The 26182-nt window shown below is 45.3% G+C and carries 27 protein-coding genes and 1 pseudogene; 12 read left to right on the top strand and 16 right to left on the bottom strand.

Features of this window, described 5'->3' with window-relative positions; translation table 11 throughout:
- Positions 1-3: 3 nt before the first annotated feature.
- Positions 4-1611 carry a peptide ABC transporter substrate-binding protein gene (locus tag HH682_RS01110; protein ID WP_214235413.1) on the bottom strand — a complete coding sequence of 536 codons (1608 nt, stop codon included), beginning with the start codon at positions 1609-1611 and terminating at the stop codon, positions 4-6.
- Positions 1612-1773: 162 nt separating this feature from the next.
- Here HH682_RS01110 and tpx point away from each other — a divergent pair, with 162 nt between their 5' ends.
- Entirely contained in the window at positions 1774-2277 is a 504-nt protein-coding gene (gene tpx, locus HH682_RS01105) for a thiol peroxidase (protein ID WP_214235411.1), read from the top strand.
- Between the two features lie 50 nt (positions 2278-2327).
- On the opposite strand, the gene tyrR is transcribed toward tpx, so the two are convergent.
- The 7 genes from tyrR to pspA form a co-directional block, all read right to left on the bottom strand.
- The gene (tyrR, locus tag HH682_RS01100) at positions 2328-3878 is read right to left on the bottom strand and encodes a transcriptional regulator TyrR (protein ID WP_214235409.1); all 1551 of its coding nucleotides are present in this window, start codon (positions 3876-3878) and stop codon (positions 2328-2330) included.
- Positions 3879-3989: 111 nt separating this feature from the next.
- The gene (locus HH682_RS01095; RefSeq protein ID WP_214235406.1) at positions 3990-5048 is read right to left on the bottom strand and encodes a YcjF family protein; all 1059 of its coding nucleotides are present in this window, start codon (positions 5046-5048) and stop codon (positions 3990-3992) included.
- Positions 5045-6439 (bottom strand): YcjX family GTP-binding protein, encoded by a 1395-nt coding sequence (locus HH682_RS01090; protein ID WP_214235404.1) that lies wholly within the window; start codon positions 6437-6439, stop codon positions 5045-5047. The genes HH682_RS01095 and HH682_RS01090 overlap by 4 nt, the downstream gene beginning before the upstream one ends.
- Positions 6420-6668 (bottom strand): phage shock protein PspD, encoded by a 249-nt coding sequence (gene pspD / locus HH682_RS01085; RefSeq protein WP_214235402.1) that lies wholly within the window; start codon positions 6666-6668, stop codon positions 6420-6422. The genes HH682_RS01090 and pspD overlap by 20 nt, the downstream gene beginning before the upstream one ends.
- Positions 6669-6710: 42 nt before the next feature.
- Positions 6711-7073 carry an envelope stress response membrane protein PspC gene (gene pspC / locus HH682_RS01080; protein WP_214235400.1) on the bottom strand — a complete coding sequence of 121 codons (363 nt, stop codon included), beginning with the start codon at positions 7071-7073 and terminating at the stop codon, positions 6711-6713.
- Positions 7070-7297: an envelope stress response membrane protein PspB gene (gene pspB / locus HH682_RS01075; RefSeq protein WP_214235398.1), complete on the bottom strand. Its 228-nt coding sequence runs from the start codon at positions 7295-7297 to the stop codon at positions 7070-7072. Before pspB ends, pspC begins: the two co-directional genes overlap by 4 nt.
- Positions 7298-7332: 35 nt before the next feature.
- A complete protein-coding gene (gene pspA, locus HH682_RS01070) occupies positions 7333-7998 on the bottom strand; it encodes a phage shock protein PspA (protein WP_214235397.1) in 666 nt (221 codons plus the stop codon).
- Positions 7999-8159: 161 nt separating this feature from the next.
- On the opposite strand from pspA, the gene pspF reads away from it, so the two are divergent.
- Positions 8160-9125 (top strand): phage shock protein operon transcriptional activator, encoded by a 966-nt coding sequence (gene pspF, locus HH682_RS01065; RefSeq protein WP_214235395.1) that lies wholly within the window; start codon positions 8160-8162, stop codon positions 9123-9125.
- Positions 9126-9325: 200 nt separating this feature from the next.
- Here the strand turns inward: pspF and HH682_RS01060 are convergent, their stop codons facing one another.
- Positions 9326-9700, bottom strand: a complete 375-nt coding sequence (locus tag HH682_RS01060) for a lysozyme inhibitor LprI family protein (RefSeq protein WP_338049290.1) — start codon at positions 9698-9700, stop codon at positions 9326-9328.
- Positions 9701-10119: 419 nt separating this feature from the next.
- The gene (locus HH682_RS15650) at positions 10120-10692 is read right to left on the bottom strand and encodes a lysozyme family protein (protein WP_250318471.1); all 573 of its coding nucleotides are present in this window, start codon (positions 10690-10692) and stop codon (positions 10120-10122) included.
- 418 nt (positions 10693-11110) lie between these two features.
- Here HH682_RS15650 and HH682_RS01050 point away from each other — a divergent pair.
- The 9 genes and pseudogenes from HH682_RS01050 to osmB all read left to right on the top strand — a co-directional run bounded on the left by HH682_RS01050 (position 11111) and on the right by osmB (position 20418).
- Positions 11111-11468 (top strand): annotated as a pseudogene (locus HH682_RS01050) (Tn3 family transposase).
- Between the two features lie 193 nt (positions 11469-11661).
- Positions 11662-13290: an ABC transporter substrate-binding protein SapA gene (gene sapA / locus HH682_RS01045; protein ID WP_214235393.1), complete on the top strand. Its 1629-nt coding sequence runs from the start codon at positions 11662-11664 to the stop codon at positions 13288-13290.
- Positions 13287-14252, top strand: coding sequence for a putrescine export ABC transporter permease SapB (gene sapB / locus HH682_RS01040; RefSeq protein WP_214235391.1), 966 nt, complete (start codon positions 13287-13289; stop codon positions 14250-14252). Before sapA ends, sapB begins: the two co-directional genes overlap by 4 nt.
- A complete protein-coding gene (gene sapC / locus HH682_RS01035; RefSeq protein WP_214235389.1) occupies positions 14239-15129 on the top strand; it encodes a putrescine export ABC transporter permease SapC in 891 nt (296 codons plus the stop codon). The genes sapB and sapC overlap by 14 nt, the downstream gene beginning before the upstream one ends.
- Entirely contained in the window at positions 15130-16122 is a 993-nt protein-coding gene (sapD, locus tag HH682_RS01030) for a putrescine export ABC transporter ATP-binding protein SapD (protein WP_214235387.1), read from the top strand.
- 2 nt (positions 16123-16124) lie between these two features.
- Positions 16125-16928: a putrescine export ABC transporter ATP-binding protein SapF gene (sapF, locus tag HH682_RS01025; protein ID WP_214235385.1), complete on the top strand. Its 804-nt coding sequence runs from the start codon at positions 16125-16127 to the stop codon at positions 16926-16928.
- A gap of 131 nt (positions 16929-17059) precedes the next feature.
- Positions 17060-17848 carry an enoyl-ACP reductase FabI gene (fabI, locus tag HH682_RS01020; protein WP_214235383.1) on the top strand — a complete coding sequence of 263 codons (789 nt, stop codon included), beginning with the start codon at positions 17060-17062 and terminating at the stop codon, positions 17846-17848.
- A 146-nt stretch (positions 17849-17994) separates the two neighbouring features.
- Positions 17995-19929, top strand: coding sequence for an exoribonuclease II (locus tag HH682_RS01015; protein ID WP_214235381.1), 1935 nt, complete (start codon positions 17995-17997; stop codon positions 19927-19929).
- A 270-nt stretch (positions 19930-20199) separates the two neighbouring features.
- The gene (gene osmB, locus HH682_RS01010) at positions 20200-20418 is read left to right on the top strand and encodes an osmotically-inducible lipoprotein OsmB (protein WP_214235379.1); all 219 of its coding nucleotides are present in this window, start codon (positions 20200-20202) and stop codon (positions 20416-20418) included.
- Positions 20419-20455: 37 nt separating this feature from the next.
- On the opposite strand, the gene yciH is transcribed toward osmB, so the two are convergent.
- The 5 genes from yciH to HH682_RS00985 all read right to left on the bottom strand — a co-directional run bounded on the left by yciH (position 20456) and on the right by HH682_RS00985 (position 23943).
- Positions 20456-20779 carry a stress response translation initiation inhibitor YciH gene (yciH, locus tag HH682_RS01005; protein WP_214235377.1) on the bottom strand — a complete coding sequence of 108 codons (324 nt, stop codon included), beginning with the start codon at positions 20777-20779 and terminating at the stop codon, positions 20456-20458.
- Complete coding sequence (gene pyrF, locus HH682_RS01000) at positions 20776-21483, bottom strand: orotidine-5'-phosphate decarboxylase (RefSeq protein ID WP_214235375.1); 708 nt, start codon at positions 21481-21483, stop codon at positions 20776-20778. The genes yciH and pyrF overlap by 4 nt, the downstream gene beginning before the upstream one ends.
- A 128-nt stretch (positions 21484-21611) precedes the next feature.
- A complete protein-coding gene (gene lapB, locus HH682_RS00995) occupies positions 21612-22778 on the bottom strand; it encodes a lipopolysaccharide assembly protein LapB (RefSeq protein ID WP_214235373.1) in 1167 nt (388 codons plus the stop codon).
- Positions 22779-22822: 44 nt separating this feature from the next.
- Complete coding sequence (locus HH682_RS00990) at positions 22823-23092, bottom strand: LapA family protein (RefSeq protein ID WP_214235371.1); 270 nt, start codon at positions 23090-23092, stop codon at positions 22823-22825.
- A gap of 134 nt (positions 23093-23226) precedes the next feature.
- Positions 23227-23943, bottom strand: coding sequence for a phosphatase PAP2 family protein (locus tag HH682_RS00985; RefSeq protein WP_214235369.1), 717 nt, complete (start codon positions 23941-23943; stop codon positions 23227-23229).
- Between the two features lie 127 nt (positions 23944-24070).
- Here HH682_RS00985 and ribA point away from each other — a divergent pair, with 127 nt between their 5' ends.
- Positions 24071-24664, top strand: coding sequence for a GTP cyclohydrolase II (gene ribA, locus HH682_RS00980; RefSeq protein ID WP_214235367.1), 594 nt, complete (start codon positions 24071-24073; stop codon positions 24662-24664).
- Between the two features lie 368 nt (positions 24665-25032).
- Here ribA and cysB read toward each other — a convergent pair whose 3' ends face one another.
- Entirely contained in the window at positions 25033-26007 is a 975-nt protein-coding gene (gene cysB / locus HH682_RS00975; protein ID WP_214235365.1) for an HTH-type transcriptional regulator CysB, read from the bottom strand.
- Between the last annotated feature and the right edge of the window lie 175 nt (positions 26008-26182).

Below are 26182 nucleotides of genomic sequence, written 5' to 3'. Positions count from 1 at the left end.
TTATTAATGCTTTTCGATACGTAATTGTCGGCTATAAGCGACATCTTCAGGATTGGTGATGGGATAGCCTTTTACCCAAGGTTTAATCAAACGCCCATTGGTGTATTGATAAATCGGCGCAATGGGTACGTTTTCCGCAATCATCTGTTCTGCAGCAGTGTAAATTTTTTCACGTGGGGCGAGCGTTGTTTCCCTACTGGCTTTATCCATTAATGCATCATAAGCGCTATTGGTGAACCGTGAAATATTACCTGTGTGCTGTGAGGTCAATAGTGAGAGGAATGTTGAGGGCTCGTTATAATCGCCCACCCACGACGCGCGGATCACGTCAAAGTTACCTTGTTTACGGCTATCGATATAGGTTTTCCATTCTTGATTAACCAAGCTCACTTCTGCGCCTAAGTTCTTTTTCCACATCGATGCCACGGCAATCGCTATCTGTTTGTTGCTGTCCGAGGTGTTATAAAGAATACTGATCTTCAACGGACGACTCGGCCCATACCCTGCTGCGTTTAACAGTAGTTTAGCCTGACGATTACGCTCAGCCTGGCTGAGTTGTTGATAGGCTAAGGTCGGAGGGGCAAAACCTTGAGTAATATCAGGGGTGAAATACCAAGCAGGTTTCTCGCCGGTTCGCAGAATTTTATCCGCGATAATGTGTCGATCGATGGTCCAAGATAAAGCTTTTCTTACATTAACGTTTGCCGTTGGCCCTTTATGAGTATTAAACGCATAATAATAGGTACCGAGTTGCGCGGGAGTATATACCTCACCCGGCATCGTTTGCTTTAAACGTTGATAGCGATTTTTTGGAAAGGACTCTGTTACATCAATATTATTCGCCTGATACCAATGGGTAGCAGTGACTGAATCGCTGAGTGGAACGAAGGTCACCTTATTAAGCGTCGAATGAGCATTATCCCAGTAATGGTTATTTCTGGTCAGTACCACACGTTCGTTAACAATGTGTTTCTCCAATTGATACGCCCCGTTTCCCACCAGATGCCCCGGTAATGTCCATTGATTACCGTATTGAGCAACAACTTTTTGCGGCACCGGATACAAAGCGAAACTACTGGTTAGCACTGGGAACCAGGCAACTGGGTGCGCTAAGGTCACTTTAAGATGGTAGTCATCGCTCGCCACCACCCCTAAACTTGCCAATGGCTTTTTACCCGCGGTAATCTCAGCAGCATTTTCGATCGCCGCCAAGGCGGGGAACCAGGCATAAGGAGAACTGGTGCGTGGGTCAACCATCCGCTGCCAGCTGTATACAAAATCTTTTGCCGTGACCGGGTCACCGTTCGACCACTTGGCATCTTTACGTAGAGTGAATAACCACACTTTTTGGTCACTGCTATGCCAGCTAACTGCTACACCGGGTACTGGATGTCCTTGTGCATCCTGATTGGTCAGTCCTTCGAATAAGTCACGAAGGATAGGAATTTCTGGAAGCCCAACAGCCTGTGCGGGGTCTAAGGATGCCGGCTCATCTTTAATCTGACGCACAATCTCTTGGTTGGCTGCCAAGCTGTCAGACTGAGCAGAAGCAACACAAGGTAAATAGAGTGGCACTAAACAGGCGACGGTAATGCTCGATAGATAACGCATAGACGATATTCCTTAATCCTCAGTTAACTCACTGTCATGGTCCAATACACGGATTCGCATTTCAGCTCTCGATTAAACCGCAAAAGTATGTCATAAAAGTAGGGTTAACTCATTAAAGTTCCTACTAAACAGGGACGCACTATTTGAATTAAGGAATCCATAATGTCGCAATCTGTTACGCTCAAAGGTTCACCTATCACCGTCGCTGGTCAATTCCCAAGCGCTGGCAGCAAAGCCCCTGCGTTAACGCTAACGAATAAAGATCTTGCCGATATTGGCTTAACAGCCTATGCAGGTCAGCGTAAAGTACTGAATATTTTCCCAAGCGTTGATACGGGCGTCTGCGCGGCCTCTGTCCGTAAATTTAACCAATTAGCGTCAGAGCTAGCCAATACCGTTGTGCTATGCGTCTCCGCTGATTTACCTTTCGCACAATCTCGCTTTTGTGCGGCGGATGGTCTAGATAACGTTGAATCATTATCCACATTCCGCCATCCAGAGTTTAAAAAGTCATGGGGCGTAGATATCGAAGAAGGTCCTTTAGCCGGCCTCACCGCTCGTGCGGTAATCGTATTAAACGAAAACGATGAAGTGATTTATTGCGAGCTAGTGTCAGAAATCGCTCAAGAACCTGATTATGATGCAGCCTTGAACAGCTTAAAATAATCACGCTGGCCAAGCAGAATCTGCTTGGCCTTGTTAGCGTACCGCTCTACTTACTCTTTCGGCTTACTGTTTTTCTGCCCGACACCATATTCACGCAATTTATTCGCTATCGCGGTGTGTGATACCCCTAATCGCTTGGCTAATTTACGTGTGCTGGGATAACTGGCATAGAGTTTTGTTAAGACTGAGCGTTCAAAGCGTCCGTTAATCTCGTCGAGACTCCCTTCAAGCTGCAAAATATCGACGTCGTCATCATTCGTGAAGTTTGGTAGATTCACATCTTGCGGCCGTAGTTCATCCCCCTCACATTGCGTCATCGCTGCATAAAGGCAGTTTTTCAACTGGCGAACATTTCCCGGCCAGTGATAGCGTGATAGATGGGTAGCAAGTGAAGGTGCCAATCGGGGTACGGTAATCCCCTGCTCGTGGGCAAAACGCGCAACAAAGAAGCTCGCCAAGGCCATAAGATCTTGCGGGTGCTCGCGTAGTGCAGGTAACTGTAGGGATAACACATTTAAGCGATAAAACAGGTCTTCGCGGAAGGTGCCCAAGTCAACAAGTTCTTGTAGATTTTTCTGGGTCGCACAAATCACTCTGACATCCACATGCACTTCATGCTCATCCCCTACGCGCCTAAAGGTTCCATCATTAAGAAACCTCAGCAGTTTAGTCTGTAGACTTGGGGACATTTCGCCGATTTCATCGAGAAATACCGAACCGCCCGCGGCTTGTTCAAAAAAACCTTTTTGAGTTTCAAATGCGTTAGGGTATGCGCCTGCCGCATGACCAAATAATTCACTTTCCGCGACATCATCAGGCAATGAACCGCAGTTTAACGCCAAGAAAGGATGGCTATGGCGTGGGCTTAATTGGTGACAAGCACGAGCAATAATGTCTTTACCTGTTCCCGTCTCCCCAATAATCAACAAAGGTGCATCGTGCATCGCGAGTTTTTTTGCTCGTTGTACCACCTGGCGCATCTTTGGACTGTCGGCAATGACATGATTAAACGCCCCCTCTGTATCAAGCTCGGCGACCGTTACCCCCCTACCGATTTCGGTCGCGGATTTAAAAATCACTAAGGTGCCGGTTTGTTGTACTTGTGAGGTGTCATCATCTGGCAAGAAAAGTGGACATATCTCAACCAAAAAGTCGCGTCCCTGTAAAGTAAAGGGCAGTGACCTCTTAGTATGAAATTGAGGAAGCTCAATATTCGGAAGCAAGCTGGTCAGTAACTGCGCTGGCGAGTGATTATCGAGTGCAAAAAGCTGCTGGGCTGCCATGTTAGTCAGTTCAATGCGCCCTTTCAAATCAGTACATAACACCGGTTCAGGCAGGCTGTTGACCAAAGCATGTAAAGCGCGTTTGGCCTGTTCAGAGGGCATGTACGTTACACGGCGTACATCGCTCACACCTGGTGTTCTCCTAATTTCAGCCATGAGTCCGCTGAAATCGTCGAAGTTTACGGAGCTAAATCGCAGATAGACCGTATAGTTCTCACTAATCTCGATACCATAAAGATCGATATTACGTTTTACTAATAAGTTTAAAAGTTCGTGAACCAATCCTTGACGATCTTGGCATTGTACTTCTAAGCGCATGACAACTCTCCCCGACTGCGTAATACCTTAAGTATACGCTAGGTATAAATAAAGCAGAATATTTCTGTCAGGAAAAGTTGACACTCGCGAGTACAATAGACACGTCAATCATTAATCTGATTTACGATGCCGAAATTTATCGCCAAGATCGGCAATTAACCCGCGCCGAAACTCACTGACTTTCGGTGCCTCTCCCTCAACCCAAGGGATTGGCCGGCAGAGAGACATTGTCTTAACCCCTAAACGCGCCGTCAGTAATCCAATTCCCACACCCTGCGCAACACGACCAGAGAGGCGTGCCGCGAGATCTTGTGATAACCAATCAAGGCTACTTTCTTGGATCCATTCGCTGGCACCTGCGACGGCCATATTCACTAATAAGGCACGCAGTAGCTTTATACGCCCGAAATAACCTGGTTCAACCTGATAAAGCTTGGCAATTTGATTAATCATACGCAGGCTGCGCCAAGCGACCAATCCCATATCGACCAGTGCATAAGGACTTGCAGCGACCATAAAGGCCGATTGGGTTGCTGTTTGACGAATTAAACGGCGAGCTTGGTTATCGAATGTCGGTTGGACAAGGGTGGAGTAGAGGGTGACGACCTCTTTATCACTCAGTGAAGGGTCAAGGGCTGCATGCCATTGCATCACAGCCGGATGCTCAGCGGGCAGTCCAGCATCCTTAATCAAGCTTTCACAAAATGCCACGCCATGCTGATGGCTGTGGCTGGATAACAACCTCTGCGCATACTGATGAATGTGCATCTGTTTTTTTAACCGTCGTAATCGTGATAACTCTGCCAGCATTGCACCCAACCCAGCACACACAATCATCACCCCAGCAGTTGCCATCCCAATGGTAACCCACTGTTTCTCATACCAAGCCGTGAGAATAGTTTGGACCAGCTGTGCAACACCACTCACGAATAAAACGAGTACACCCAGCAGTAGCAGACGGGCCCACACAGGAAATCTAGGACGTAAACTCTGTTCCAATATGATTTCTTCAACGTCATTCAGCCCATCATGGTGTTCATACTCTTCAGCAACAAAATGCTGCTCTGCGTGCTGTTCGTCAAAGTGATGGGCTATTTTAATCTTTTCTGCGTTCGACTCTGAGGGCGTCACGGCAAAATCTATGCGTGGCCTAACATCATTGCCCTTCATTTCAGTTTATCTCCCAATAAAAAATCTAACGCGTTATCCATACGTAAATGTGGTAATGGCTTATTGGCATCCATCTCCAGTGGCGAGAAGTTTTCGAACTTGAATCCTTGCTGTTGCCAAAAAGAAGCGGTAGGCAGCTGTGTAGGGACTTCACCAGGATAGAGTGAAACCGGCTGATAGTCTGGTAAACGTCGTCCTCTCAGCGCGGGGACCTGTTGATGTTGATGTTCGATAATGCCAGGAATTGTTGCTTGGATTGAACTCAACGCTAAGCATTCGATATTTACCCCTTCAAACGCAGCATTTTGCCAAGCTGCTTGGGTCACCTGGCGGAGTAAAGAGACCATATTGGCGTGTTGATCGCTGGTAACATGATCAGCTTTTGTCGCAGCAAAAAGCAGTTTATCGATTACCGGAGAAAAGAGCCGTCTAATTAGTGAGCGCTGACCGTAGTGAAAGCTCTGCATCAGTTGCGTCAAGGCTAAGCGCATATCATTAAAAGCATTCGGTCCCCTATTCAGGGGCTGTAAACAATCCACCAACACAATCTGACGATCAAATTTCACAAAAAACTCTTTATAGAATTTCTTCACGACATGTTGGCAATAAAAATCGTAGCGTTGTCTCAGCGTAGCAAACGTGGAGGTTTTATCGTGGCTATCTGCGTGGTTAGCGGGAAGATCATCAAATGGCCAAGGAAAAAATTGTAATGCAGGAGCGCCAGCCATTTCACCGGGTAAAATAAAGCGACCGGGCTGGATAAAGTGGTAGCCTTCTTTTTTACACTGATGAAGGTAATCGGTCCAACGCTGTGCAATCTCGGTGAGTAATAGGTCGTCGGCTGGCGCGTGGGGATCGAGGTCGGCGCAAGCCGCCTGCCAAGTTGATGCCCACTCTGCACGCTGACCTGTGAGTAACTCGCGCATTTGCGCAGACCATTGTGTATAGCTTTGCTCTAACATCGGCAGATCAAGTAACCATTCACCTGGATAATCGATGATTTCAAGGCGAAGCGATGAGGTCGCTTTAAGGTAACGCATCAGTGAATGCTGAGTACGGTAACGAATAACCAACTCGATTTTACTCACCCCTTGCGTGGGAGTGGGCCAACTCGCAGGAAGTCCATAGAGTTGGGCAAGTCCAGTGTCATAGCTAAAACTTGGCGTAGCAAGGTCACGTTGAGGCACTCGTTTTACGCCAATAATCCGCCCTTCACGCACTGGGGTAAAGAGCGGTAAACGTGTACCATGATTAACAGAAAGTAGCTGATTGACTAAAGAGGTGATAAACGCCGTTTTACCACTGCGACTCAATCCTGTCACCGCAAGACAGAGATGCTGATCTGTGCTGCGTTGCACCCAAGAGATCACCTCATTTTGGATTTTTTTCATGCTGCTCTTTTAGTAATTTAGCGGAAATTTTTTTCATCATTTTACTCAGAAGCGGTTCTAAGACCATCCCGAGAAAGAGTTTCACCGGCTTTTTACTCACCGATTTTACTGCCCAGCCAGCCACGCCTGCAGGACCAAAAGTAATAGCATTAATGAGTACAAATTTACCCACTGATTTTAAGGCAGGTTTCACCTGCCGTTTTGCTGAGTCTTTCCATTGTTTGTTCATCAAACCCTCACTTTATAATCCGCTCACGATGAGACAGATGACTTAAAGCTTCCGAAAACGACTACGAACCGAAAAGGTTTCTGATGTGACATAGCCTTCCATCTTACGCAGACGTTGTTCACTCTCTTTCAAGGTTTGATCTGCTTGACTCAATACCTCATCAATAGAAAGTGTAGCGGGTTCTACTTCATACCCGCGAGGTTTTTTATCCAAAATGAAACCCAGCGCCACATAAATTAATAACGTGACAAAAAATAGGCCAAACGTTGAAAGAACCGCAATAATCCGAACCACGTTAGCCGGTACACCACTGTAATCAGCAATCCCTGCACAGACACCTAAGATCTTGCCCTGTTCACTATTACGGTAAAGGGGTTTATCACTGATAAATGGCAGTTTAATCATGATTGTCTCCACTCTGGGTTTTCGGCATCAAGAATAGCTTCTAAAGCATGAATACGATTTTGCATCCGATCCGCATCTTTTTTCAGCTGTTCAATCTGTGCAATTTCTTTGACTGATAGCTTATTGGAGAGTTTCCCTCTATTGCTATAGTGTAGCCACAGCCATAAGGGCGCGATAAAGACTACAAATAGCGTTAAAGGTACACTTAACAAAAATCCGCTCATCAACACTCCTTTTTTGTCGGTTAGGTCACACTCTGTTATTCGGGCTTGGCGACTTGCTGACGAATTTTGGCTAATTGTTGGCTGATTTCATCGTCAGCACTTAATTCAGAAAACTGCTGGTCCAGACTAGCAGTATTGGCAGATTTTAAGACTTCGGCTTCGGCTTCCATGTGGTCAATGCGTCGTTCAAAGGATTCGAAACGCGCTAGGTTCTTCTCAACCTTGCCGCTGTCAATATGTTGACGAATTTGGCGGCTGGTTGAAGCCGTTTGATAACGTACTGTTAATGCTTTTTGACGTGCACGCGTTTCAGTTAATTTTGTCTCAAGCTCGGCTGTTTCGTTTTTCATCTTGCTAATATTTTCATCGAGCATTTCGGCATCAGCTTGGAGTTTCTCTGCTAACTGCGTCAACTTTTGTTTCTCGATTAAAGCCGCCCGTGCAAGATCTTCTTTATCTTTACGAACCGCTAATTCTGCCTTTTGCTGCCACTCTTCAGACTGTACAGCTGCCGAATCAATACGGCGTTGCAGCATTTTTTTTTCTGCTAACGCTTTAGCTGAATGAGTCCGTACCTCAACCAGCGTATCTTCCATCTCTTGGATCATCAATCGCACCATTTTTTGAGGATCTTCTGCCTTTTCTAATAGCGTATTGATATTTGAATTAATGATGTCGGTGAACCGTGAAAAAATACCCATTAGTAAACTCCTTTAAAATTACGTGTAATACTCATATCAGTCTTAGCAAATCTCATGCCAAAATATAACGTATTGTTTTTGATAGGAATTAATATCTATGCTTTTTAAGTTCTTATTATAAAATGGTTAAATTGACTAACTTTTAGCGAAATAAACCAATCATGAAGAGTGATAATGTATTAGGTGAGGCGGAAAATTTTCTCAATATGCTCGATCACGTCTCCACTTTAGCGCCGCTCAATAAACCGGTGATTATTCAAGGTGAGCGCGGGAGTGGTAAAGAGCTGGTGGCACAACGATTACATTACTTATCAACACGTTGGGAAGAGAACTTTATTACTCTCAATTGTGCCGCGCTCAATGAAAACTTATTAGATTCTGAGTTATTTGGCCACGAGACCGGTGCTTTTACGGGTGCACAAAAACGCCATCTTGGTCGCTTCGAACGCGCGAATCAGGGCACGCTTTTCTTAGATGAGATTGGTAACGCTCCATTGGTAGTACAGGAAAAATTATTAAGGGTGATTGAATATGGTCAGTTTGAACGGATCGGCGGCAGTACCACCCTCACGGTAGATGTTCGTGTGATATGTGCCTCTCACGAGGATTTACCCGCACTGGTTAAGGCGGGGAAATTTCGCGCGGATTTACTTGATCGCCTCGCTTTTGATGTGATTTATGTTCCCCCGCTGCGGGAACGCCGAGCGGATATCCTGCCCTTGGCCAATTATTTTGCCATGCAAATGTGTCGGGAACTGAAAAGAGCCTATTTTCCGGGCTTCAGTCAATTTGCTGAGCAGCAACTGATAGCGGCGTCTTGGCCTGGTAACGTACGAGAGTTAAAAAATGTCGTTGAACGCTCAATCTATCGCTCGGCCCAAACGGATAAACCTCTTGCTGAAGTGATTCTTTCACCTTTTCAGTCAGCGACTCTTCAACCAGAGGTTCCCTCAACTCCTCCTCGACTTCCCGCGCTTCCTATCAATTTGCGTGATTGGCAACACCAGCAAGAAGCGGATTTTGTGCAAGCGAGTTTACAGCAATTCCCTCAACATACGCTTGCCGCCAAGGCCTTAGGGTTAACCTACCATCAATTTAGGGCCTTATTAAAAAAACATAGAATATAAAATTGTAGGAAATGCAGAGATCGAGATAGGGGCTGATCCCGTGAGTAGCCTCCTCCCACACCAGTGTACTTACAGGTCCGTATACGGCGGTTCGGTTATGTTGAGGAGGCTGTAGTCCAACCGTAAGAGAACGTATGCCAAGTACTTTTTCGAACAGATTTGTTTATGGGCAAGATCAGTATCGAAAGTATCGACTGAATTTAGTCATCTGAAAGATCGGGGTGTACCATTCTAATTTCTTCTATGCGTCTTATCCCCATGTTTATCTGGCAACTTAACGCTGTTGTGCCATAACCATCAATTCTTTCAGCTCCGGTACTGGCTGCTTTACAGTAGTCCTGACGATATTTCAACCATAGCTCCTGGCTTCGAATAAAAGCGTCTTTCATCTCTTCCCTTTGTTTTTTCTCTCCCATCCACCACTGGTTATAATCGTAATTTGAAATCTCATGTAATTTGTCCTGATAGACAGTATTTAATATTTTTTCTGCCTTTTCACTTAGAGACCCCAGACACTCACTATTATTATCACTATGCTCTTCTGTACAGGCGAAAACTTCATTATTTTCGACGATGGTTCCTGAATTTGATACAGCATAAGAATTAATAGTGAAGACTGAAAATATCGCACAAAAAATATATTCAGAAAAAAAATCTAATCATTTATTCAGCTCCCTTATTCTTATTTCATTTCTTCGCCAGTCCCTACTTAAAATCGGATCATTTTTTAGGTATTGTATGATTTCATGTCGGCTCCCTCCTCGTGCCATTATTTTTACCATGTCTGGTGCTGACCTGTTACCCTAGTATATTGTATCTACAAACACATCACGTATTGCTTTATCGATTTTGTACCAGGTGAGAGCATCCGTTATATGGCGTGAATTTCTTGAATATACACCTTGTGTATAATTAAGTTTTTCGCTGTACACAATCTCAAAAAGTCTAACCTGCTGGGTGTGAGTGATCTCACCAATAAGGGGACCATAAACCTTCACAAATTGTCCTGCCTGACGACCTTAGAACATATAACAGCTTTATATTCCTCAATGCCAGCCTGTCTAAGTGTTGAGAATATCTCACCACTACTGCGACTTCCCATATCGTACCCTCGTCCGATAGTTACACCCGATGAGATTTTTGCAGGCCAGTGTAATATCCTAGAAAAACCCGGATAACGCTGCTGCCTGAAAGGCTCCACTGCGGTGATGTAATCAAGTCCTTCTGAATCAAATGTTACCTGTCCCTCGCTTACCCGGAGAGAACCTGATGTATGCTGTGGTCTCCATCCCGGAGAGTACGCATTTTTCATAGCATAAATAAAAAAACTATCTGTAGGATGAATAAGCCCGGTAGGAGATAATGTCAAAAGACGTTGATACCATATTATCGCCTGATCGGTTTCCAGACCGCATACGCCATTTGCACTGATAGTCCTTCCAGTAGATAACTGGTATCCAGCCCCAATTATCATTTTCTTTATTTCTTTTACGTCATAAGCATTATTGGTTCCACAGCTACCAACCGTTCCTTTCAGACGGTATATTCGTGGTTTATGATATGGCATTTATTTCTCCTTTCCTATTGAATTTCAATTCCATTTTACCATTATGTAATAATAATATTATTGTCAGCCGCTAACTACCAATTATTTTCAATTTTTGATGCATCAATATATTTATAAAGAGTGAGTCTCGATACCTTCATTAATTAACATATCTACTTGACGGTATGTTTTATTTCATCATAAAGTTGAGCTCCCAGAGCCTGTTTACCTTTATTCAGGACATTTGGCCCCCCTTTTTCGAGCCCTGGAACGTGCAGAGTGAAGCCCGGTCTGAGTCCTTTCCCGAGTCAGGTTGCGTTCAAATTCTGCTAGTGCACCAAAGAAGCATTCCGGAGCTGGAAGTAGTATCGATGGATTCCTGAAGACGCTTTAAACGGATACAGCAGGCCCCAGTGACCAGATTTTTGGCCCTTTATGGTTGCTGGGCTATCAGTTTTCTCCACGCCTGGCGGATGCAGGCGCTTCAGTGTTCTGGCGCGTAGACAAAAGCGGATTATGGCGTACTGAATGATCTTGTCTGTAACACAGCCAATATGCGGAAGATAGCGCAGCACGTGGACGACATGATGCATAGGGCCGGTTCCCTCGCTGGGAAAAATTCGGGCCTCAGTGACGATCCATTCATTATTGAACAGCGACCGACCTTCAGCCTGAGGCAGGCGACAATCGAAGCGGGAAAAACAAATACAACGTCGTATCTGCTTAATTATATTGATGAAGATTGCATGCCCGACACACCCAAAAAAAGCCCGCGGTCAGCGGGCAAGAAATACTAGAAGCAATGTGAGCAATGTCGTATCTGATAACCTGTCATCACCAGATATTTTTGATAGTAATCATTATCATTACCGTTTGCAAATATTTCTCATTCTTTTTTAAACAAGTTCCTGTCTCTCATTATTGCCCTGCGATTGGTTTTACGGGCGGCTTAGGGTAAAATTACTCAATGGTTCATTAATTTAGCTCCCTATGACAAAAATGTTACGAGCTTTGCTCGCCAGTTTTGGTGTGCTATACGCAACGTCTACACTGTGCGCCGCCTCTCCGACTCACAATACCGGTATTGTTTATTGTGTAAACGGTGAGGTGAACACCTTCAATCCCCAACTTGCGAGTGGCGGTGTAGTGATCGATACGCTCTCCGCGCAGCTCTATGACCGCCTATTAGATGTCGATCCTTATACCTTCCGTCTCATTCCAGCCCTGGCAAAGCGCTGGGAGATTAAAGACGAAGGCGCAACGTTTATCTTCCATCTTCAATCCGATGTTTCGTTTCAACATACTCAATGGTTTACTCCTACCCGTAAAATGAATGCTGACGATGTCGTGTTCAGCTTTACGAGAATGTTTGATAAACATCATCCTTGGCACCAAGTGAATGGCGGCCACTACCCCTATTTCGATAGTTTACAGTTTGCTGATAGTGTTCAGTCCGTAAAAAAATTGGACAGTCACACGGTAGAAATTAAGCTGGCCCATCCTGATGCCAGCTTTTTATGGCATATGGCCACCCACTATGCGCCGATTCTCTCAGCCGAATATGCACAACGTTTAAGTCAAGAGCATCAGCAAGAAACGCTAGACCGTCAACCTGTGGGCACAGGCCCGTACCAGTTAAGTGAACACCGCAGTGGCCAGTTTATCCGTCTGCAAAGAAATCCATTTTATTGGAAAGGCGTTCCGCGTTTGCGCCAGGTGGTTATCGACTTAGGTGCAGGTGGCACAGGACGGCTGTCTAAACTGTTAACCGGTGAGTGTGATGTGCTGGCCTATCCCGCTGCAAGCCAGCTGACTATACTGCGGGATGACCCACGCTTACGAATGACACTGCGCCCTGGAATGAATATGGCATTTTTGGCCTTCAATACTCGGCGCCCACCGTTAGATAACGTTAACGTTCGTCGAGCCTTATCTCTTGCCATTAATAATGAGCGATTAATGGCCTCGATCTATTATGGTACGGCTGAAACGGCGGCTTCGGTACTCCCCAGAGCGTCATGGGCTTACGATAACGATTCAAAGGTAACTGAATACGCTCCTGAAAAGGCCAAACAACTTCTTAAACAATTGAATATCAATGATCTTCACTTAAAAATGTTGGTCCCAGTGGCTTCTGAGCCATGGAATCCCAGTCAATTGAAGACGGCAGAACTTATCCAAGCAGATCTTGCTCGAATTGGCGTTCATGTTGAAATTCAACCTGTCGAAGGACGTTTTCAAGAGAATCAGCTCATGGCGATGAACCACGATTTAACCCTAGGGGGCTGGAGCACCGATAGTAATGATCCCGATAGCTTCTTTCGTCCTATGCTAAGTTGTGCGGCCATCAACTCGGGCACTAATTATGCCCATTGGTGTGATGAGCAATTTGATAATACATTACAATTAGCCCTTCGTTCGCAGCAGCTATCCGGTAGAATTGACTATTACCGTCAAGCACAGCAGATATTAGCGCAGCAGCTTCCTATCTTGCCCCTTGCCTCATCGTTACGGTTACAAGCTTATCGTTACGATATTAAAGGATTAGTTCTCAGCCCATTTGGTAACAGTTCTTTTGCGGGGGTTTACCGCGATAACTCACAGGGGGAGACACCATGAGCCTCTATATCGCGCGACGTCTCTTTTTACTTCTTATCACTTTAGTTCTGCTCTCTTGGGTGAGTTTTAGCCTCTGTTATTATACTCCTCACGCGCCATTACAAGGCGCGACCTTAACGGATGCCTACTTTTTCTGGTTACAAGGGATGTTGCATTTCGATTTTGGCGTGTCCAGCATTAATGGACAGGCGGTCAGTGAACAATTGCTTGAAGTATTGCCTGCCACCCTTGAGCTCTGTTTCTTAGCCGCGATACTGGCCACGTTGGTCGGGTTACCTTTAGGGATCATTGCCGCCCTTAATCGCTATAAATGGCAAGATAAACTGATCAGTGGTTTTGCATTGGTCGGATTTTCACTGCCGGTCTTTTGGCTCGCCCTCCTCTTAACCATGCTCTTTTCACTCTCTCTCGGTTGGTTTCCCGTTTCCGGACGCATAAATCTTCTTTATCCTGCCCCAGCCATTACCGGGTCAGCGTTAGTGGATGCATGGTTATCTCGTTCTCCTCTACGTCATGAGATGCTCTTGAGTGTATTACGCCATTTGGTATTGCCGGTAGTGACCTTATCGATCGTGCCAATGACTGAATTGATCCGCCTGATGCGCGACAGTACGCTGGATATAATTAATCAGGGCTATATTAAAGCCGCAACCATTCGCGGACTTTCACGTGTTACCGTGGTGCGGCGGCATGTGATTCATAACGCGCTGCCACCCATCGTTCCGCATCTGGGTCTGCAATTTTCGACACTGCTGACCTTAGCAATGATCACTGAGGCGGTATTCAATTGGCCGGGAATCGGACGTTGGTTAATCACCGCCGTGCGGCAAGCCGACTATAATGCCATCTCAGCCGGAGTAATGACCGTGGGGAGTTTGGTCATCTTCATCAATATGCTGGCAGATATTTTCGGTGCCATCATTGACCCATTAAAACATAAGGAATGGTATGCCAATCGATAAGATCTATCAGGAAGAAAAGCTTCCTGGCGCATTTCGACGAGCATGGCATTTTTTCTATCGTGATACCTCAGCGATGATCGGCTTTTATGGTACCTGTGCCCTGCTTTTACTCTGTATTTTCGGTCGATTACTGGCTCCCTACGGCCTTGACCAACAATTTATCAGCTACCAGTTACTACCGCCTTCATGGTCTCGTTATGGTGATGTCTCTTTCTTCCTAGGTACCGATGATCTTGGCCGTGACCTGTTAAGTCGATTGTTAGCGGGTGCTCTGCCTACCATTGGCGGCGCGTTGATCGCGACCTTTTTTGCAGCGGCCTGTGCCTTTTTACTCGGAATTTTAGCGGGAATGACCCGTGGATTACGCTCAGCAACCATCAATCACTTTTTAGATATCGCATTATCCTTACCGTCATTGTTAATCGCTATCATAGTGGTCGCGTTTCTAGGACCCAGTCTCGGCCACGCGATATTGGCAGTATGGCTTGCCCTCACCCCGAGAATGATCCGTACGCTCTATTTGGCGATTCGTGAGGAGATGAGCGAGGCTTATGTTGTCGCGGCAAAAATGGATGGCGCGAGTCCATTTTTATTATTAAAAGGAACGATTTTACCGAATATTTTACCTATTCTGGTCAGTGACGTAACGCGATGTCTATCTATCGCTATCTTTGATATTTCAGCACTAGGCTTTCTCGGTTTTGGCGCACGACTGCCTTCACCGGAATGGGGAACCATACTCGGGGATTCGCTCGAATTGATTTATGTCGCCCCATGGACGGTTATGCTACCCGGAGCCGCCATTATGATCGCTACCCTACTGATTAATCTATTCGGTGAAGGAATACGCCGTGCTATTGACGCAGGAGTAAAGTAGATGCCACTGCTCGATATCCGTAATTTAACCATTGAGTTTGTTAACGACAATAAGCCAATCAAAGCAGTAGATCGCGTCAATCTCTTACTGAATGAGGGCGAAATCTTAGGACTGGTCGGTGAATCGGGGTCTGGTAAAAGCCTGGTGGCCAAAGCAATCTGTGGCGTTACCTCTGATAATTGGCGGATTACCGCTGATCGTATGCGCTTTGGCGATATCGATTTGCTTCGTTTGTCGCCACGCGAACGACGTAAAATTATCGGTCGTCATATCTCGATGATTTTTCAAGAGCCACAAGCTTGTCTTGACCCTTCTGCCTCGATCGGTCGTCAGCTAAAACAAGCAATACCGCGTGAGACCTTTAAAGGTCCTTGGTATAAACGTCTGTTACCCTGGCGTAAAGAACGAGTGATCGATATCCTGCACCGCGTCGGATTTAGCGATCATCGTGATATTATGCGCAGCTACCCTTATGCCTTAACCGAGGGTGAATGTCAGAAAGTGATGATCGCTATCGCGCTGGCCAGTCAACCGAAATTGTTGATAGCGGATGAACCGACAAATGCCATGGAATCGACCACTCAAGACCAAATTTTTCGCCTGTTAAGACGCTTAAACCAAAACAATAATACGACTATCTTATTAATCAGCCATGACCTGCGTACGGTAAGCCAGTGGTCGAACCGTATCCAAGTGCTGTACTGCGGTCAGACGGTGGAAGCCGCAACGAGTAAAGAGTTGATTGCCACGCCCCATCATCCTTACACTCAAGCGTTGATGCGTGCGATGCCAGATTTTGGTCAGCCGCTTCCTCATAAAAGCCGCTTAAATACCCTGAATGGGTCAATTCCCTCTTTAGAGCATCTGCCCCTTGGCTGCCGATTAGGTCCTCGTTGTCCTTATGGTCAACGTGAGTGTATTGTGCGTCCACCTTTAACTGGGACTAAGCATCATCAATATGCCTGCCATTTCCCTCTTAATATCGAGAGTTAGCTATGTTAGAAACCCTATTAGAAGTCAGGAATCTGAACAAAACGTATCGATATAAGACTGGATTATTTCGTTCCCAACAGATCGATGCGGTAAAAAATGTCAGCTTTACATTAAAGGAGCGACAAACCCTAGCAATCATTGGCAAAAATGGTTCTGGGAAATCAACCTTAGCGAAGATGCTAGCAGGGATGGTTGCACCCACCTCGGGGGAGATGCTAATTAATAATCAACCCCTGGTCTACGGCGATTATCGTTTTCGTAGCCCGCTTATTCGGATGATATTACAAGACCCCACTGCCTCACTGAATCCACGACAGCGCATCAGCCAAATTCTTGATCTGCCGCTAAGACTCAATAGTGAATTGACCGATGAACTGCGTTACCAACATATTATCGCCACGCTACAAAAAGTGGGATTACTTAAAGAACATGCTGGATTGTATCCGCACATGTTGGCACCGGGACAGCGGCAGCGTCTTGCCCTGGCCCGAGCGTTGATTTTACAGCCAAAAATCCTGATTGCCGATGAGGCCATGACCTCCTTGGACATGACTATGCGTTCACAGTTAGTCAATTTGATGTTGGAATTGCAAGAGCGTGATGGGCTCTCTTATATCTATGTCACTCAACAAATCGGTATGATGAAGCATGTTAGCGATTCACTATTAGTGATGCGAGACGGTGAAGTGGTCGAACGTGGTGGAACCGCTGATGTTCTAGCCTGTCCGCTCCATGATTTAACGCGAAAATTAATCAACAGTCATTTTGGCAGTGAATTAACCTCTGATGCATGGCGTAATGATTAGGCAATCTGTCTATATTTTCGCCGTAAATCTCGCCAAATTAGCCTATCGAAGAAAAGTCGTGTTAGAATCGCGCCAACTTTATCGCAGAGACAGTATCTGCTAACAATACTGATAGTTAAGGGATCAAAATTATGGGTTTTCTTTCAGGTAAACGCATTCTTATTACAGGTGTAGCAAGCAAGTTATCTATCGCTTGGGGCATCGCACAAGCGATGCACAAACAAGGCGCAGAATTAGCTTTCACCTATCAAAATGACAAACTTAAAGGTCGTGTTGAAGAATTCGCTAAAGAAGTCGGTTCTGATATCGTCCTGCCATGTGATGTTGCTGAAGACGAAAGCATCAAAACACTGTTCGCTGAATTAGCGAAAACCTGGCCTAAGTTTGATGGTTTTGTTCATTCAATTGGTTTTGCTCCAGCAGACCAATTAGATGGCGACTATGTGAATGCAGTGACTCGCGAAGGATTCAAAATTGCTCATGACATCAGCGCGTATAGCTTTGTTGCGATGGCAAAAGAGTGCCGTGAAATGCTAAATCCTAATGCTGCTTTGCTGACCCTGTCATACTTGGGTGCTGAGCGCGCAATCCCTAACTACAACGTAATGGGCTTAGCGAAAGCATCTTTAGAAGCTAACGTGCGTTACATGGCTAACGCGATGGGCCCTGACAGCGTACGTGTCAATGCTGTCTCGGCGGGTCCAATCCGTACTCTGGCCGCATCAGGGATCAAAGATTTCCGTAAGATGTTGTCACATTGCGAAGCAGTAACACCAATCCGTCGTACCGTTACTATCGAAGATGTCGGTAACTCAGCGGCCTTCTTATGTTCTGATCTGGCCGGCGGGATCACCGGTGAAATCGTTCACGTTGATGGTGGTTTTAGCATTGCCGCAATGAATGAATTAGAACTGAAATAATATCTTTAGGCAGGTATGCTCAGTACCTGCCTAATTCCTCCTGTCATTCCACTCCCACTCGCTAATTGCGCGATTAATGTCTTGCCGCAGCGTACCGATTCGCGTAAAACTGATTGCCGCCAATTAGCCACTGATGACTGAAAATTATGCTTCAAGATAATCCGCTGCTGGCGCAGCTAAAACAGACACTGCATGAGAAGACCCCACGCGTTGAAGGTGAGGTCAAAGGAACCGATAAAGGGTTCGGCTTCTTAGAAGTTGAAGGCCAAAAAAGCTATTTTATTCCCCCACCACAAATGAAAAAAGTGATGCATGGCGATAAAATTAGCGCGGTGATCCAAACAAACAAAGATAAAGAAAGCGCCGAGCCAGAGAAACTGATTGAACCCTTCCTCAGTCGTTTCGTGGGAAGAGTTCAGAAAAAAGATGACCGGTTATCCATTATTCCTGACCATCCATTATTAAAGGATGCCATCCAATGCCGTCCAGCACGTGATGTTGATCACGATTTTGTCGCGGGCGATTGGGCGGTTGCCGAGATGAAACGCCACCCTCTTAAGGGAGATCGTGGGTTTTATGCAGAACTAACAGAATTCATTACCTTTGGTGAAGATCATCTTGCTCCATGGTGGGTGACACTGTCACGTCATAACTTAGGACGCAGTGCTCCTGAAGCCGATCTTCCAGAGTTTCAGCCGGAGACCCTCGAACGTCGTGATCTGACGGCATTTGATTTTGTGACGATCGATAGTGCGTCTACTGAAGATATGGATGACGCATTGTTTACACGACAACTCGACGATGGAAAGCTATGCTTGACTGTCGCGATTGCCGATCCTACCGCGTGGGTGGTACCTAACACCCCTTTAGACGACATTGCGGCCGAACGAGCTTTCACAAACTATCTCCCGGGTTTCAATATCCCAATGTTACCGCGTGAGCTTTCTGATAATTTATGCTCGTTACGCCCTAACGTTAAAAGACCTGTTTTAGCCTGCGATATCACTATCGATAGCGAAGGCGCTGTGGTTGGCACACCAGAATTCTATGCAGCTTGGATTGAGTCGAAAGCGAAGCTCGTCTACGATAACGTATCAAACTGGCTGGAAAATACCGGTGAGTGGCAACCAGAAAGTGAAGCCATTGCACAACAAATTACCTTGTTGCAAAACTTCTGCACCACACGCCATCAATGGCGTAAGACGCATGCGCTAGTATTCCGCGACCGCCCTGATTATCGCTTTGTCTTGGGCGAGAAAGGTGAAGTCTTAGAAATCATTACTGAGCAGCGTAGGGTCGCCAATAAAATGGTTGAAGAGGCCATGATCACTGCTAATATCGTGGCGGGTGAAGTCCTTCGGGATCAACTTGGATTTGGTATTTACAACCTACATAGTGGCTTTGATGAACAAAATGCTGAGCAAGCGAGCGCTATTCTTGCTAATCACGGCATCACCGTTGAAGCTGCGTCGATTGCCACGTTAGAAGGCTTTAAAGTCTTACGCCGCCGTTTAGATGAAGAGCCGACACAATATTTAGATAGTCGTATTCGTCGCTTCCAGTCTTTTGCAGAAATTGGGACTGCAGCAGGCCCACATTTTGGATTAGGGCTAGACGCTTACGCAACCTGGACTTCGCCTATTCGTAAATATGGCGATATGGTTAACCACCGTCTTCTGAAGTCAATTATCCTAAAACAACAAGATAGCAAGCCTGAAGACGCCTTAACCCTGCGCATGTCTGAGCGTCGTCGTCAGCATCGTATGGCTGAGCGTGATGTAGGTGATTGGCTCTATGCACGGTATTTAGTACCCTTTGCAGGGACCGAACAGAAGTTTAGTGCTGAAATTATCGATATTAGCCGTGGTGGAATGCGTATCCGCCTAGTCGATAACGGTGCTGTGGCCTTTATTCCTGCTCCATTTATTCACGCTGTTCGTGATGAGCTGGTCTGTAGCCAAGAACTTGGTACCGCGCTGGTCAAAGGTGAAGAGCGTTATCGAGTGACTGATATCATTGAGGTAACCATCGCCGAAGTGAGAATGGAGACGCGATCCGTTGTCGCTCGACCTATCGCATAATAGCTTTGTAAAATTCTCAACCACCCTACAGGGTGGTTTTTTTACCGTTAAATAAAGTATTTCATGGTACACATATCCTGATAACAAGAGGGTAAATAGCGATTAATTGTAAAATTAGGTCAGCACCTCAATATATAAGAGAATTCACCTATAATTTAGATTGTATACAAATTAAAATCCTTGATACTTGCTATTAAATCCCATATAACTAACAGTCTGATTTAGTTGGATGGATTACGTTGGATAGTAACTGTTCAACAAGGAGAATTTATGACACTTAATAATAAAACAATGGTCAAAGCAGTTATTGCATTAACGCTAGTGACAGTTTTAAGTGGTTGTTCCAACTGGTCTAAAAGAAACCGAAATACTGCTATCGGCGCAGGGATTGGTGCCATTGGTGGCTCAGTATTAACCCATGGTGATGGGCTAGGTACGCTCGGTGGCGCTGCGTTAGGCGGTGTGATAGGACATCAGTCAGGTAATTAAGTGAAGCCGGTGTTCGCACCGGCCTCTCGTACGAGGATTACCCCCCAGCAAGCTTCACGTGAAAACCCTTCCCTTCTAAATAGTTTTTAAGAAAATCACGTTTGTCACCCTGAATTTCAATACTCCCCTCACTTACTGTCCCCCCACACCCACATTTTTTTTTGAGCTCTGCGGCGAGTTGGCTAAGGGCTGTATCCTCTAAATCAAGACCTGTAATGATGCAAACACCTTTACCTTTACGTCCGCTGGTTTGACGGCTAAGGCGAACAATACCATCCCCTTTTGGACGAGAAATTGCTTCTTTTGGTGGTGTAATCCTTCCCCCCTCAGTCGAATAGACTAATGGTGCATCATCTTTCATGCTAGTGCCTCCAACGAGCGTAAAATCGTTTTAAGAGTATGCTCTGGGTTAGCTGACTGAGTGATGGGACGACCGATAACCATGTAATCAACACCAGCATTAACCGCGTCGACCGGAGTCATAATACGGCGCTGGTCGCCTTGTTCACTGCCTGCAGGACGAATACCTGGCGTGACAAGAAGAAACTCTTTACCCAGCGTCTGCTTAAACTGTACCGCTTCCTGTGCAGAGCAGACGACCCCTGCTACGCCACAGGATTTTGCAAGACTCGCTAATTTGGCAGCATGCTGTGATGGGGTATCTTGAATGCCTAGGCCATGGAGATCAGATTGGTCCATACTCGTTAATACGGTGACAGCAATAAGGTGAGGTGCTTCATTACCATATTTATCCAGTGCATGTTTGGCAGCTTCCATCATCCGAGCTCCCCCTCCAGCATGTACGTTAACCATCCATACCCCAAGGTCTGCGGCAGCAGTCACCGCTTTGGCAACGGTGTTAGGAATATCGTGGAACTTTAAGTCAAGAAACAGCTCAAAATTACGACTATGTAAGGCATGAATGACTTCTGGTCCGAAACGTGTGAACATCTCTTTACCAATCTTCAAACGACAACTTTTAGGGTCGATTCGATCGGCCAAAGCCAAGGCAGAATTCAAATTGTCGAAGTCGAAAGCCACAATCACGGGTGAAGATACAGACATATTATTCCTTACAGTAGGGAGGCAACCAATTCCCTTCCATTTTACCTGCTTAACTAAATCGGTGACAATGCCAAAGTATCGCTGTTTTTGAAACTTCAATAGTATGTTGTAACTAATGTGTATCTTTTTTATGAGTCCAAACCTCTCATCGGTTTTATTGTCGACCAGCTTTTACAAGATGGGCAATGCCAATAAATAGCATGAGCAGTAAACCCACATTTTTGACAACGATACCGGGGTTTTAAACGTAACTGTTCACCCACCATATCTCGCAGTACCGCTAGACTCTCTTTAGCTCGGCCATCTTGAGTACCTTCCAAGTAGTAGTTAACTAATCGATGGAAGCCATACAAGGTTGGTGCGGAATGGAGTTGTGCTTCGAGAAAATGTTGAGCCGGCTCAAGTCCCTGATGAGATTCGATCTCTTCAGCTAAGTAGAGTTCCGCCATACTCCCTCGATGTTTCGCCACACATTTTTCTAAAAATAGTCGCCATTGACTCATATCCTCTAACCGTTGATAGGACTCTTTGATTAACGGCAGTACCTCGCTAATCATCTCTGGGTCCTGTTCTGGGACTTTTTGTAGAACTTGGACCGCTTTCTCTGGCTCTTCTTTGGCCGTCCATACCCTACCAAACATAATAGAAACACGCGCACAGTTCTTATCTGCCGATTCGGCTTTACGTAATAAGGTCAATGCCCTTTCTAAGTCATCCCCAGCCATTGCTTGAAGTGCTAATTCACAATAGAAATGAGCGATATTGGTCCCTTGTGGTGATTTATCAGCACGTGCCAGTTTTTCTGCGGTATCAATAGATTGCTGCCAATCGCTAGTCAATTGGTAAATAGAGAGGAGTTGTTTTAATGCACTAACTTTAAAATCATTTTCATTGATCAATTGCTTAGACATCGACTCGGCACGGTCGTAAAGCCCCGCTGCCATATAGTCTCGCCCCAATTGTTGAGTAGCAAGCAATCGTTGATCATAATCAAGAGAGGTACTTTCTATTAAGGATTGGTGAATTCTTATTGCCCGGTCAACTTCACCACGTGAGCGAAAGAGATTACCCAAGGTTAAGTGGGCTTCGATCTCTGTCGCATCTTCTTTAAGCATATCTAAGAAGAGGTCAACGGCTTTGTCTTGTTGATTGGAGAGCAAAAAGTTGACACCTGTCACATATTCACGAGACAGACGATTAGCCTCTTGTTGCTTACCCTGCTGCGCACTCCTTCTCCCCATATACCAACCATAGGCGGCTGCGACAGGCAATAGCAGGAACAACAACTCAAGCATCGTATGATCCTAGGTAGAGTGGCTTAACGAACATACGACTATCGCTACTTAGTGAGCTGTTGTTCAAGTTTGATAACTTTGTTTTTCGCATGAGCTAAGGCAACACGGGCTCGTAACCAAAACAGACCACATATCGCCCATCCTAAAAGGAAGCCGATACCAAATAAAGAAGCCAGAAGTGTCGATAATCTGAATGTCCCTTCAGCCACTAAAAAGTTGAAGGTCACTATTTGTTCATTTTTCGCCCCAAGGGTAAAAGAGACAATAAAAATAAATAGAACGACGATAAATAATAGCAAATATTTAAATTTCACTTGGCATCCCTTCAAACCGTTGGTCCAACAAACCAACTATTTAATCAAATTGTATTAAAAAAATTTTACCAATTACTGCTTATAGTATGGGGATCATTCACGCTTTTACAATCGATATTGGTAAAAAAACCACTTTATGATCGTCGGTGCGAAAAGAAGTGGTAAATTACCAAGACTAAAAATGTAAAGCCCCAAGCAATCACAACAGAGGCGATGAGATCTCTTGGCCAATGCATACCTAATAACATTCTACTCCACATCACCGCCCATGCCCACAGCGTGACAATAATTAACAGCGGCCAAGATTTTTTAATACTCAGTAGGCCGTAGAAAAGCAGTAGCCAACTTGCAACGAAGAAACTATGTCCTGAAGGAAATGAGTACCCTGTCTCTTTTAGCCAGTGCCCTTGCTGCCAAGCAGGTAAGGTTGGCCAGAAGGTGCTGGCCTCGCGAATAAGCTGTTGACGCTCAGACTGCGTTTGCTGATAAAAATAGCTCGGGGTTTGGTGCATCTCTTCCATCAAGGCCACTACGTAAGGTCGCGGTTGAGCGAAATAAGGTTTTAATAAAGATTTAATACCCTGCCCACCCCATACAACAATCACCATCAAAAGAAGTGACACACCTAAGTTACGTGTTAGCGGTAACGCATTGCGATAGAGCAGGAGACCCAAAAGTATTGAGGTGACAATACCCCATGGACGCGTAACCGTTTGTGTAAACAGGTAAAAGGGATAGGCGGTAATTGAGGTCTGCTGTCCATGCCAATGCCATCCACAAACGAGTGCTAATAGTGCCGGTAGTAATAATAGTATTGCACCGAGTGTTAAGTTCTTCAGCTGCTTACTCATAATTCCTCATTACAATAGTATCTTGGTGTGCTTTTTCGTTAACATCTTACAGACTTCTGCTGTGACTATGGCAGAATATAGGCAAGCATTGAGGATATTGAGTATAAATTAAATACTGGGGTAAGTAATGCAGTTAACACGTATAGCCGAGGCCAAACTTCCTACCCAATGGGGCGAGTTCCTAATGGTTGGCTTTGAAGAAATTTCAACCCAAAAAGATCATGTAGCACTAGTGTTTGGCGATATTAGTGGCGATACACCAGTCCTCACCCGTGTTCATTCCGAATGTTTAACGGGTGATGCACTGTTCAGTCTGCGTTGTGATTGCGGGTTTCAACTTGAGTCGGCACTGGATGCCATTGCAAAAGAAGGACGAGGGATTTTGCTTTATCATCGTCAAGAAGGACGGGGTATAGGATTACTCAATAAAATTAAAGCCTATGCGTTACAGGATAAAGGCTATGATACGGTTGAAGCCAACGAAGCCTTAGGCTTTGCTCCGGACCAACGTGACTTTTCCTTCTGTGCGGATATGCTCACCCTATTGGGTGTCGATAAAATCCGTTTACTGACCAATAATCCGAAGAAAGTCAGTGTACTCAGTGAGGCCGGAATTAAAATTAGTGAAAGGGTTCCTCTTCAAGTCGGGCGTAATCCTAAAAATAGCCACTACCTCGATACCAAAGCAGAGAAATTAGGGCATTTGCTGGGACGTTCGTGAACTCGCCCTTAACTGCTGGGATAGGTTGCTTAACACAAGAGCTGGGTTCTGATACTGGAACTCGGTTCTAATTGTCATTGTTTCATCGAGCAATGAGTTGCTAAAGCAAAACTTTCCACAATAAGTAGCCACAAAGAGCCCAAAAACCGATACAAAACCCAAAGCTTAGTAACCAGATTGTCTTGACTAAGACTCGCTGAGTTACGTATTTCGCTATGGGTGATTCAATTTGGTGATCCATTATTCTTCCATACCACACGTTCATTAATCGTTGGTGTGCAGTATGGCGGGAATTGCCAACTCGCCCATGACTGTGATCAAGCTTAGCTTTACTAACTTGAAGAATAGTCATAAATCAATGTAGTGACCTATTTAAAAGGTAACTTTATATCTTTAAACATAGCTTCAATATCATCGTTTGAACGTAAGGCTATTGCCGTGTCAACGACATCTCTTGTTAAGTGTGATGCAAAACGTTGGATAAAGTCATACATGTAGCTGCGTAAAAAGCTACTACTGCGAAAGCCAATTTTTGTCGTGCTATGCGTGAAGATATTGGAGGCATCTATTCCGACCAAATCTGGGTCAGAAACGGGGTCGACCGCCATGCTGGCAATCACACCGATTCCTAGTCCTAACCGCACATAAGTTTTGATGACATCAGCATCCGTCGCGGTGAACACAATTTTCGGTGTTAATCCCGCATGGCTAAAAGCGGTATCGAGCTCAGAACGCCCGGTAAAGCCAAAGGTATAAGTGACCAAAGGATACTCGGCCAGTTCTTGAATTGTGATCTCTTTCTTCTGCGCAAGGGGATGCGAAGGTGGGACAACGATTGAACGGTTCCAATGGTAACAAGGTAACATAATTAAATCGTCATAAAGATGCAGCGCTTCCGTTGCAATAGCAAAATCTGCATTTCCTTTTGAGACCGACTCAGCAATTTGGGTGGGTGAGCCTTGGTGCATATGCAAAGAAACCCGTGGGTATTTTTGCATAAATCCTTTTATCGTCTCGGGTAGCGCATAACGGGCTTGCGTATGCGTTGTTGCAACGTAAAGCGAGCCTTGGTCAGGCCAAGTATGCTCCCCTGCTACCGATTTTATTGCGTCAACTTTCGATAAGACTTCGCGTGCGATGCGAATAATTTCTTGACCCGCCGGTGTCACTTGCGTGAGGTGTTTGCCGCTACGTGAGAAAATTTGAATACCCAGTTCGTCTTCAAGCATCCTGACTTGCTTACTGATCCCAGGTTGTGAGGTATAAAGCCCCTCAGCCGTCGAACTAACATTCAAATTATGGTTAACAACTTCGACGATATAACGTAACTGCTGTAATTTCATTAATCTTCCTTAACACGCTACGACGTAGGGGCTAGGCTGGCCAAAAAGAAGCGGGAGAAAAGTAGCTTTCTATAACCATCATAACATTATTTATATACAGAAAGAATAATGGGTTATAACACTTTTAAGGGCTTTATCATGCAGGAAGAGATACACACGCCCTAGTGGGGCGTGC

It is taken from the genome of Rosenbergiella gaditana (assembly GCF_018494065.1).
In the GTDB taxonomy this organism is placed as follows: domain Bacteria; phylum Pseudomonadota; class Gammaproteobacteria; order Enterobacterales; family Enterobacteriaceae; genus Rosenbergiella; species Rosenbergiella gaditana.
This window is presented reverse-complemented; position numbering and strand designations above follow the sequence as displayed.

Coding starts and splice junctions, on each gene's coding strand:
- HH682_RS01110 (WP_214235413.1), bottom strand. CDS start 1,611: ATGCGTTATCTATCGAGCATTACCGTCGCCTGTTTAGTGCCACTCTAT.
- tpx (WP_214235411.1), top strand. CDS start 1,774: ATGTCGCAATCTGTTACGCTCAAAGGTTCACCTATCACCGTCGCTGGT.
- tyrR (WP_214235409.1), bottom strand. CDS start 3,878: ATGCGCTTAGAAGTACAATGCCAAGATCGTCAAGGATTGGTTCACGAA.
- HH682_RS01095 (WP_214235406.1), bottom strand. CDS start 5,048: ATGAAGGGCAATGATGTTAGGCCACGCATAGATTTTGCCGTGACGCCC.
- HH682_RS01090 (WP_214235404.1), bottom strand. CDS start 6,439: ATGAAAAAAATCCAAAATGAGGTGATCTCTTGGGTGCAACGCAGCACA.
- pspD (WP_214235402.1), bottom strand. CDS start 6,668: ATGAACAAACAATGGAAAGACTCAGCAAAACGGCAGGTGAAACCTGCC.
- pspC (WP_214235400.1), bottom strand. CDS start 7,073: ATGATTAAACTGCCATTTATCAGTGATAAACCCCTTTACCGTAATAGT.
- pspB (WP_214235398.1), bottom strand. CDS start 7,297: ATGAGCGGATTTTTGTTAAGTGTACCTTTAACGCTATTTGTAGTCTTT.
- pspA (WP_214235397.1), bottom strand. CDS start 7,998: ATGGGTATTTTTTCACGGTTCACCGACATCATTAATTCAAATATCAAT.
- pspF (WP_214235395.1), top strand. CDS start 8,160: ATGAAGAGTGATAATGTATTAGGTGAGGCGGAAAATTTTCTCAATATG.
- HH682_RS15650 (WP_250318471.1), bottom strand. CDS start 10,692: ATGCCATATCATAAACCACGAATATACCGTCTGAAAGGAACGGTTGGT.
- sapA (WP_214235393.1), top strand. CDS start 11,662: ATGACAAAAATGTTACGAGCTTTGCTCGCCAGTTTTGGTGTGCTATAC.
- sapB (WP_214235391.1), top strand. CDS start 13,287: ATGAGCCTCTATATCGCGCGACGTCTCTTTTTACTTCTTATCACTTTA.
- sapC (WP_214235389.1), top strand. CDS start 14,239: ATGCCAATCGATAAGATCTATCAGGAAGAAAAGCTTCCTGGCGCATTT.
- sapD (WP_214235387.1), top strand. CDS start 15,130: ATGCCACTGCTCGATATCCGTAATTTAACCATTGAGTTTGTTAACGAC.
- sapF (WP_214235385.1), top strand. CDS start 16,125: ATGTTAGAAACCCTATTAGAAGTCAGGAATCTGAACAAAACGTATCGA.
- fabI (WP_214235383.1), top strand. CDS start 17,060: ATGGGTTTTCTTTCAGGTAAACGCATTCTTATTACAGGTGTAGCAAGC.
- HH682_RS01015 (WP_214235381.1), top strand. CDS start 17,995: ATGCTTCAAGATAATCCGCTGCTGGCGCAGCTAAAACAGACACTGCAT.
- osmB (WP_214235379.1), top strand. CDS start 20,200: ATGACACTTAATAATAAAACAATGGTCAAAGCAGTTATTGCATTAACG.
- yciH (WP_214235377.1), bottom strand. CDS start 20,779: ATGAAAGATGATGCACCATTAGTCTATTCGACTGAGGGGGGAAGGATT.
- pyrF (WP_214235375.1), bottom strand. CDS start 21,483: ATGTCTGTATCTTCACCCGTGATTGTGGCTTTCGACTTCGACAATTTG.
- lapB (WP_214235373.1), bottom strand. CDS start 22,778: ATGCTTGAGTTGTTGTTCCTGCTATTGCCTGTCGCAGCCGCCTATGGT.
- HH682_RS00985 (WP_214235369.1), bottom strand. CDS start 23,943: ATGAGTAAGCAGCTGAAGAACTTAACACTCGGTGCAATACTATTATTA.
- ribA (WP_214235367.1), top strand. CDS start 24,071: ATGCAGTTAACACGTATAGCCGAGGCCAAACTTCCTACCCAATGGGGC.
- cysB (WP_214235365.1), bottom strand. CDS start 26,007: ATGAAATTACAGCAGTTACGTTATATCGTCGAAGTTGTTAACCATAAT.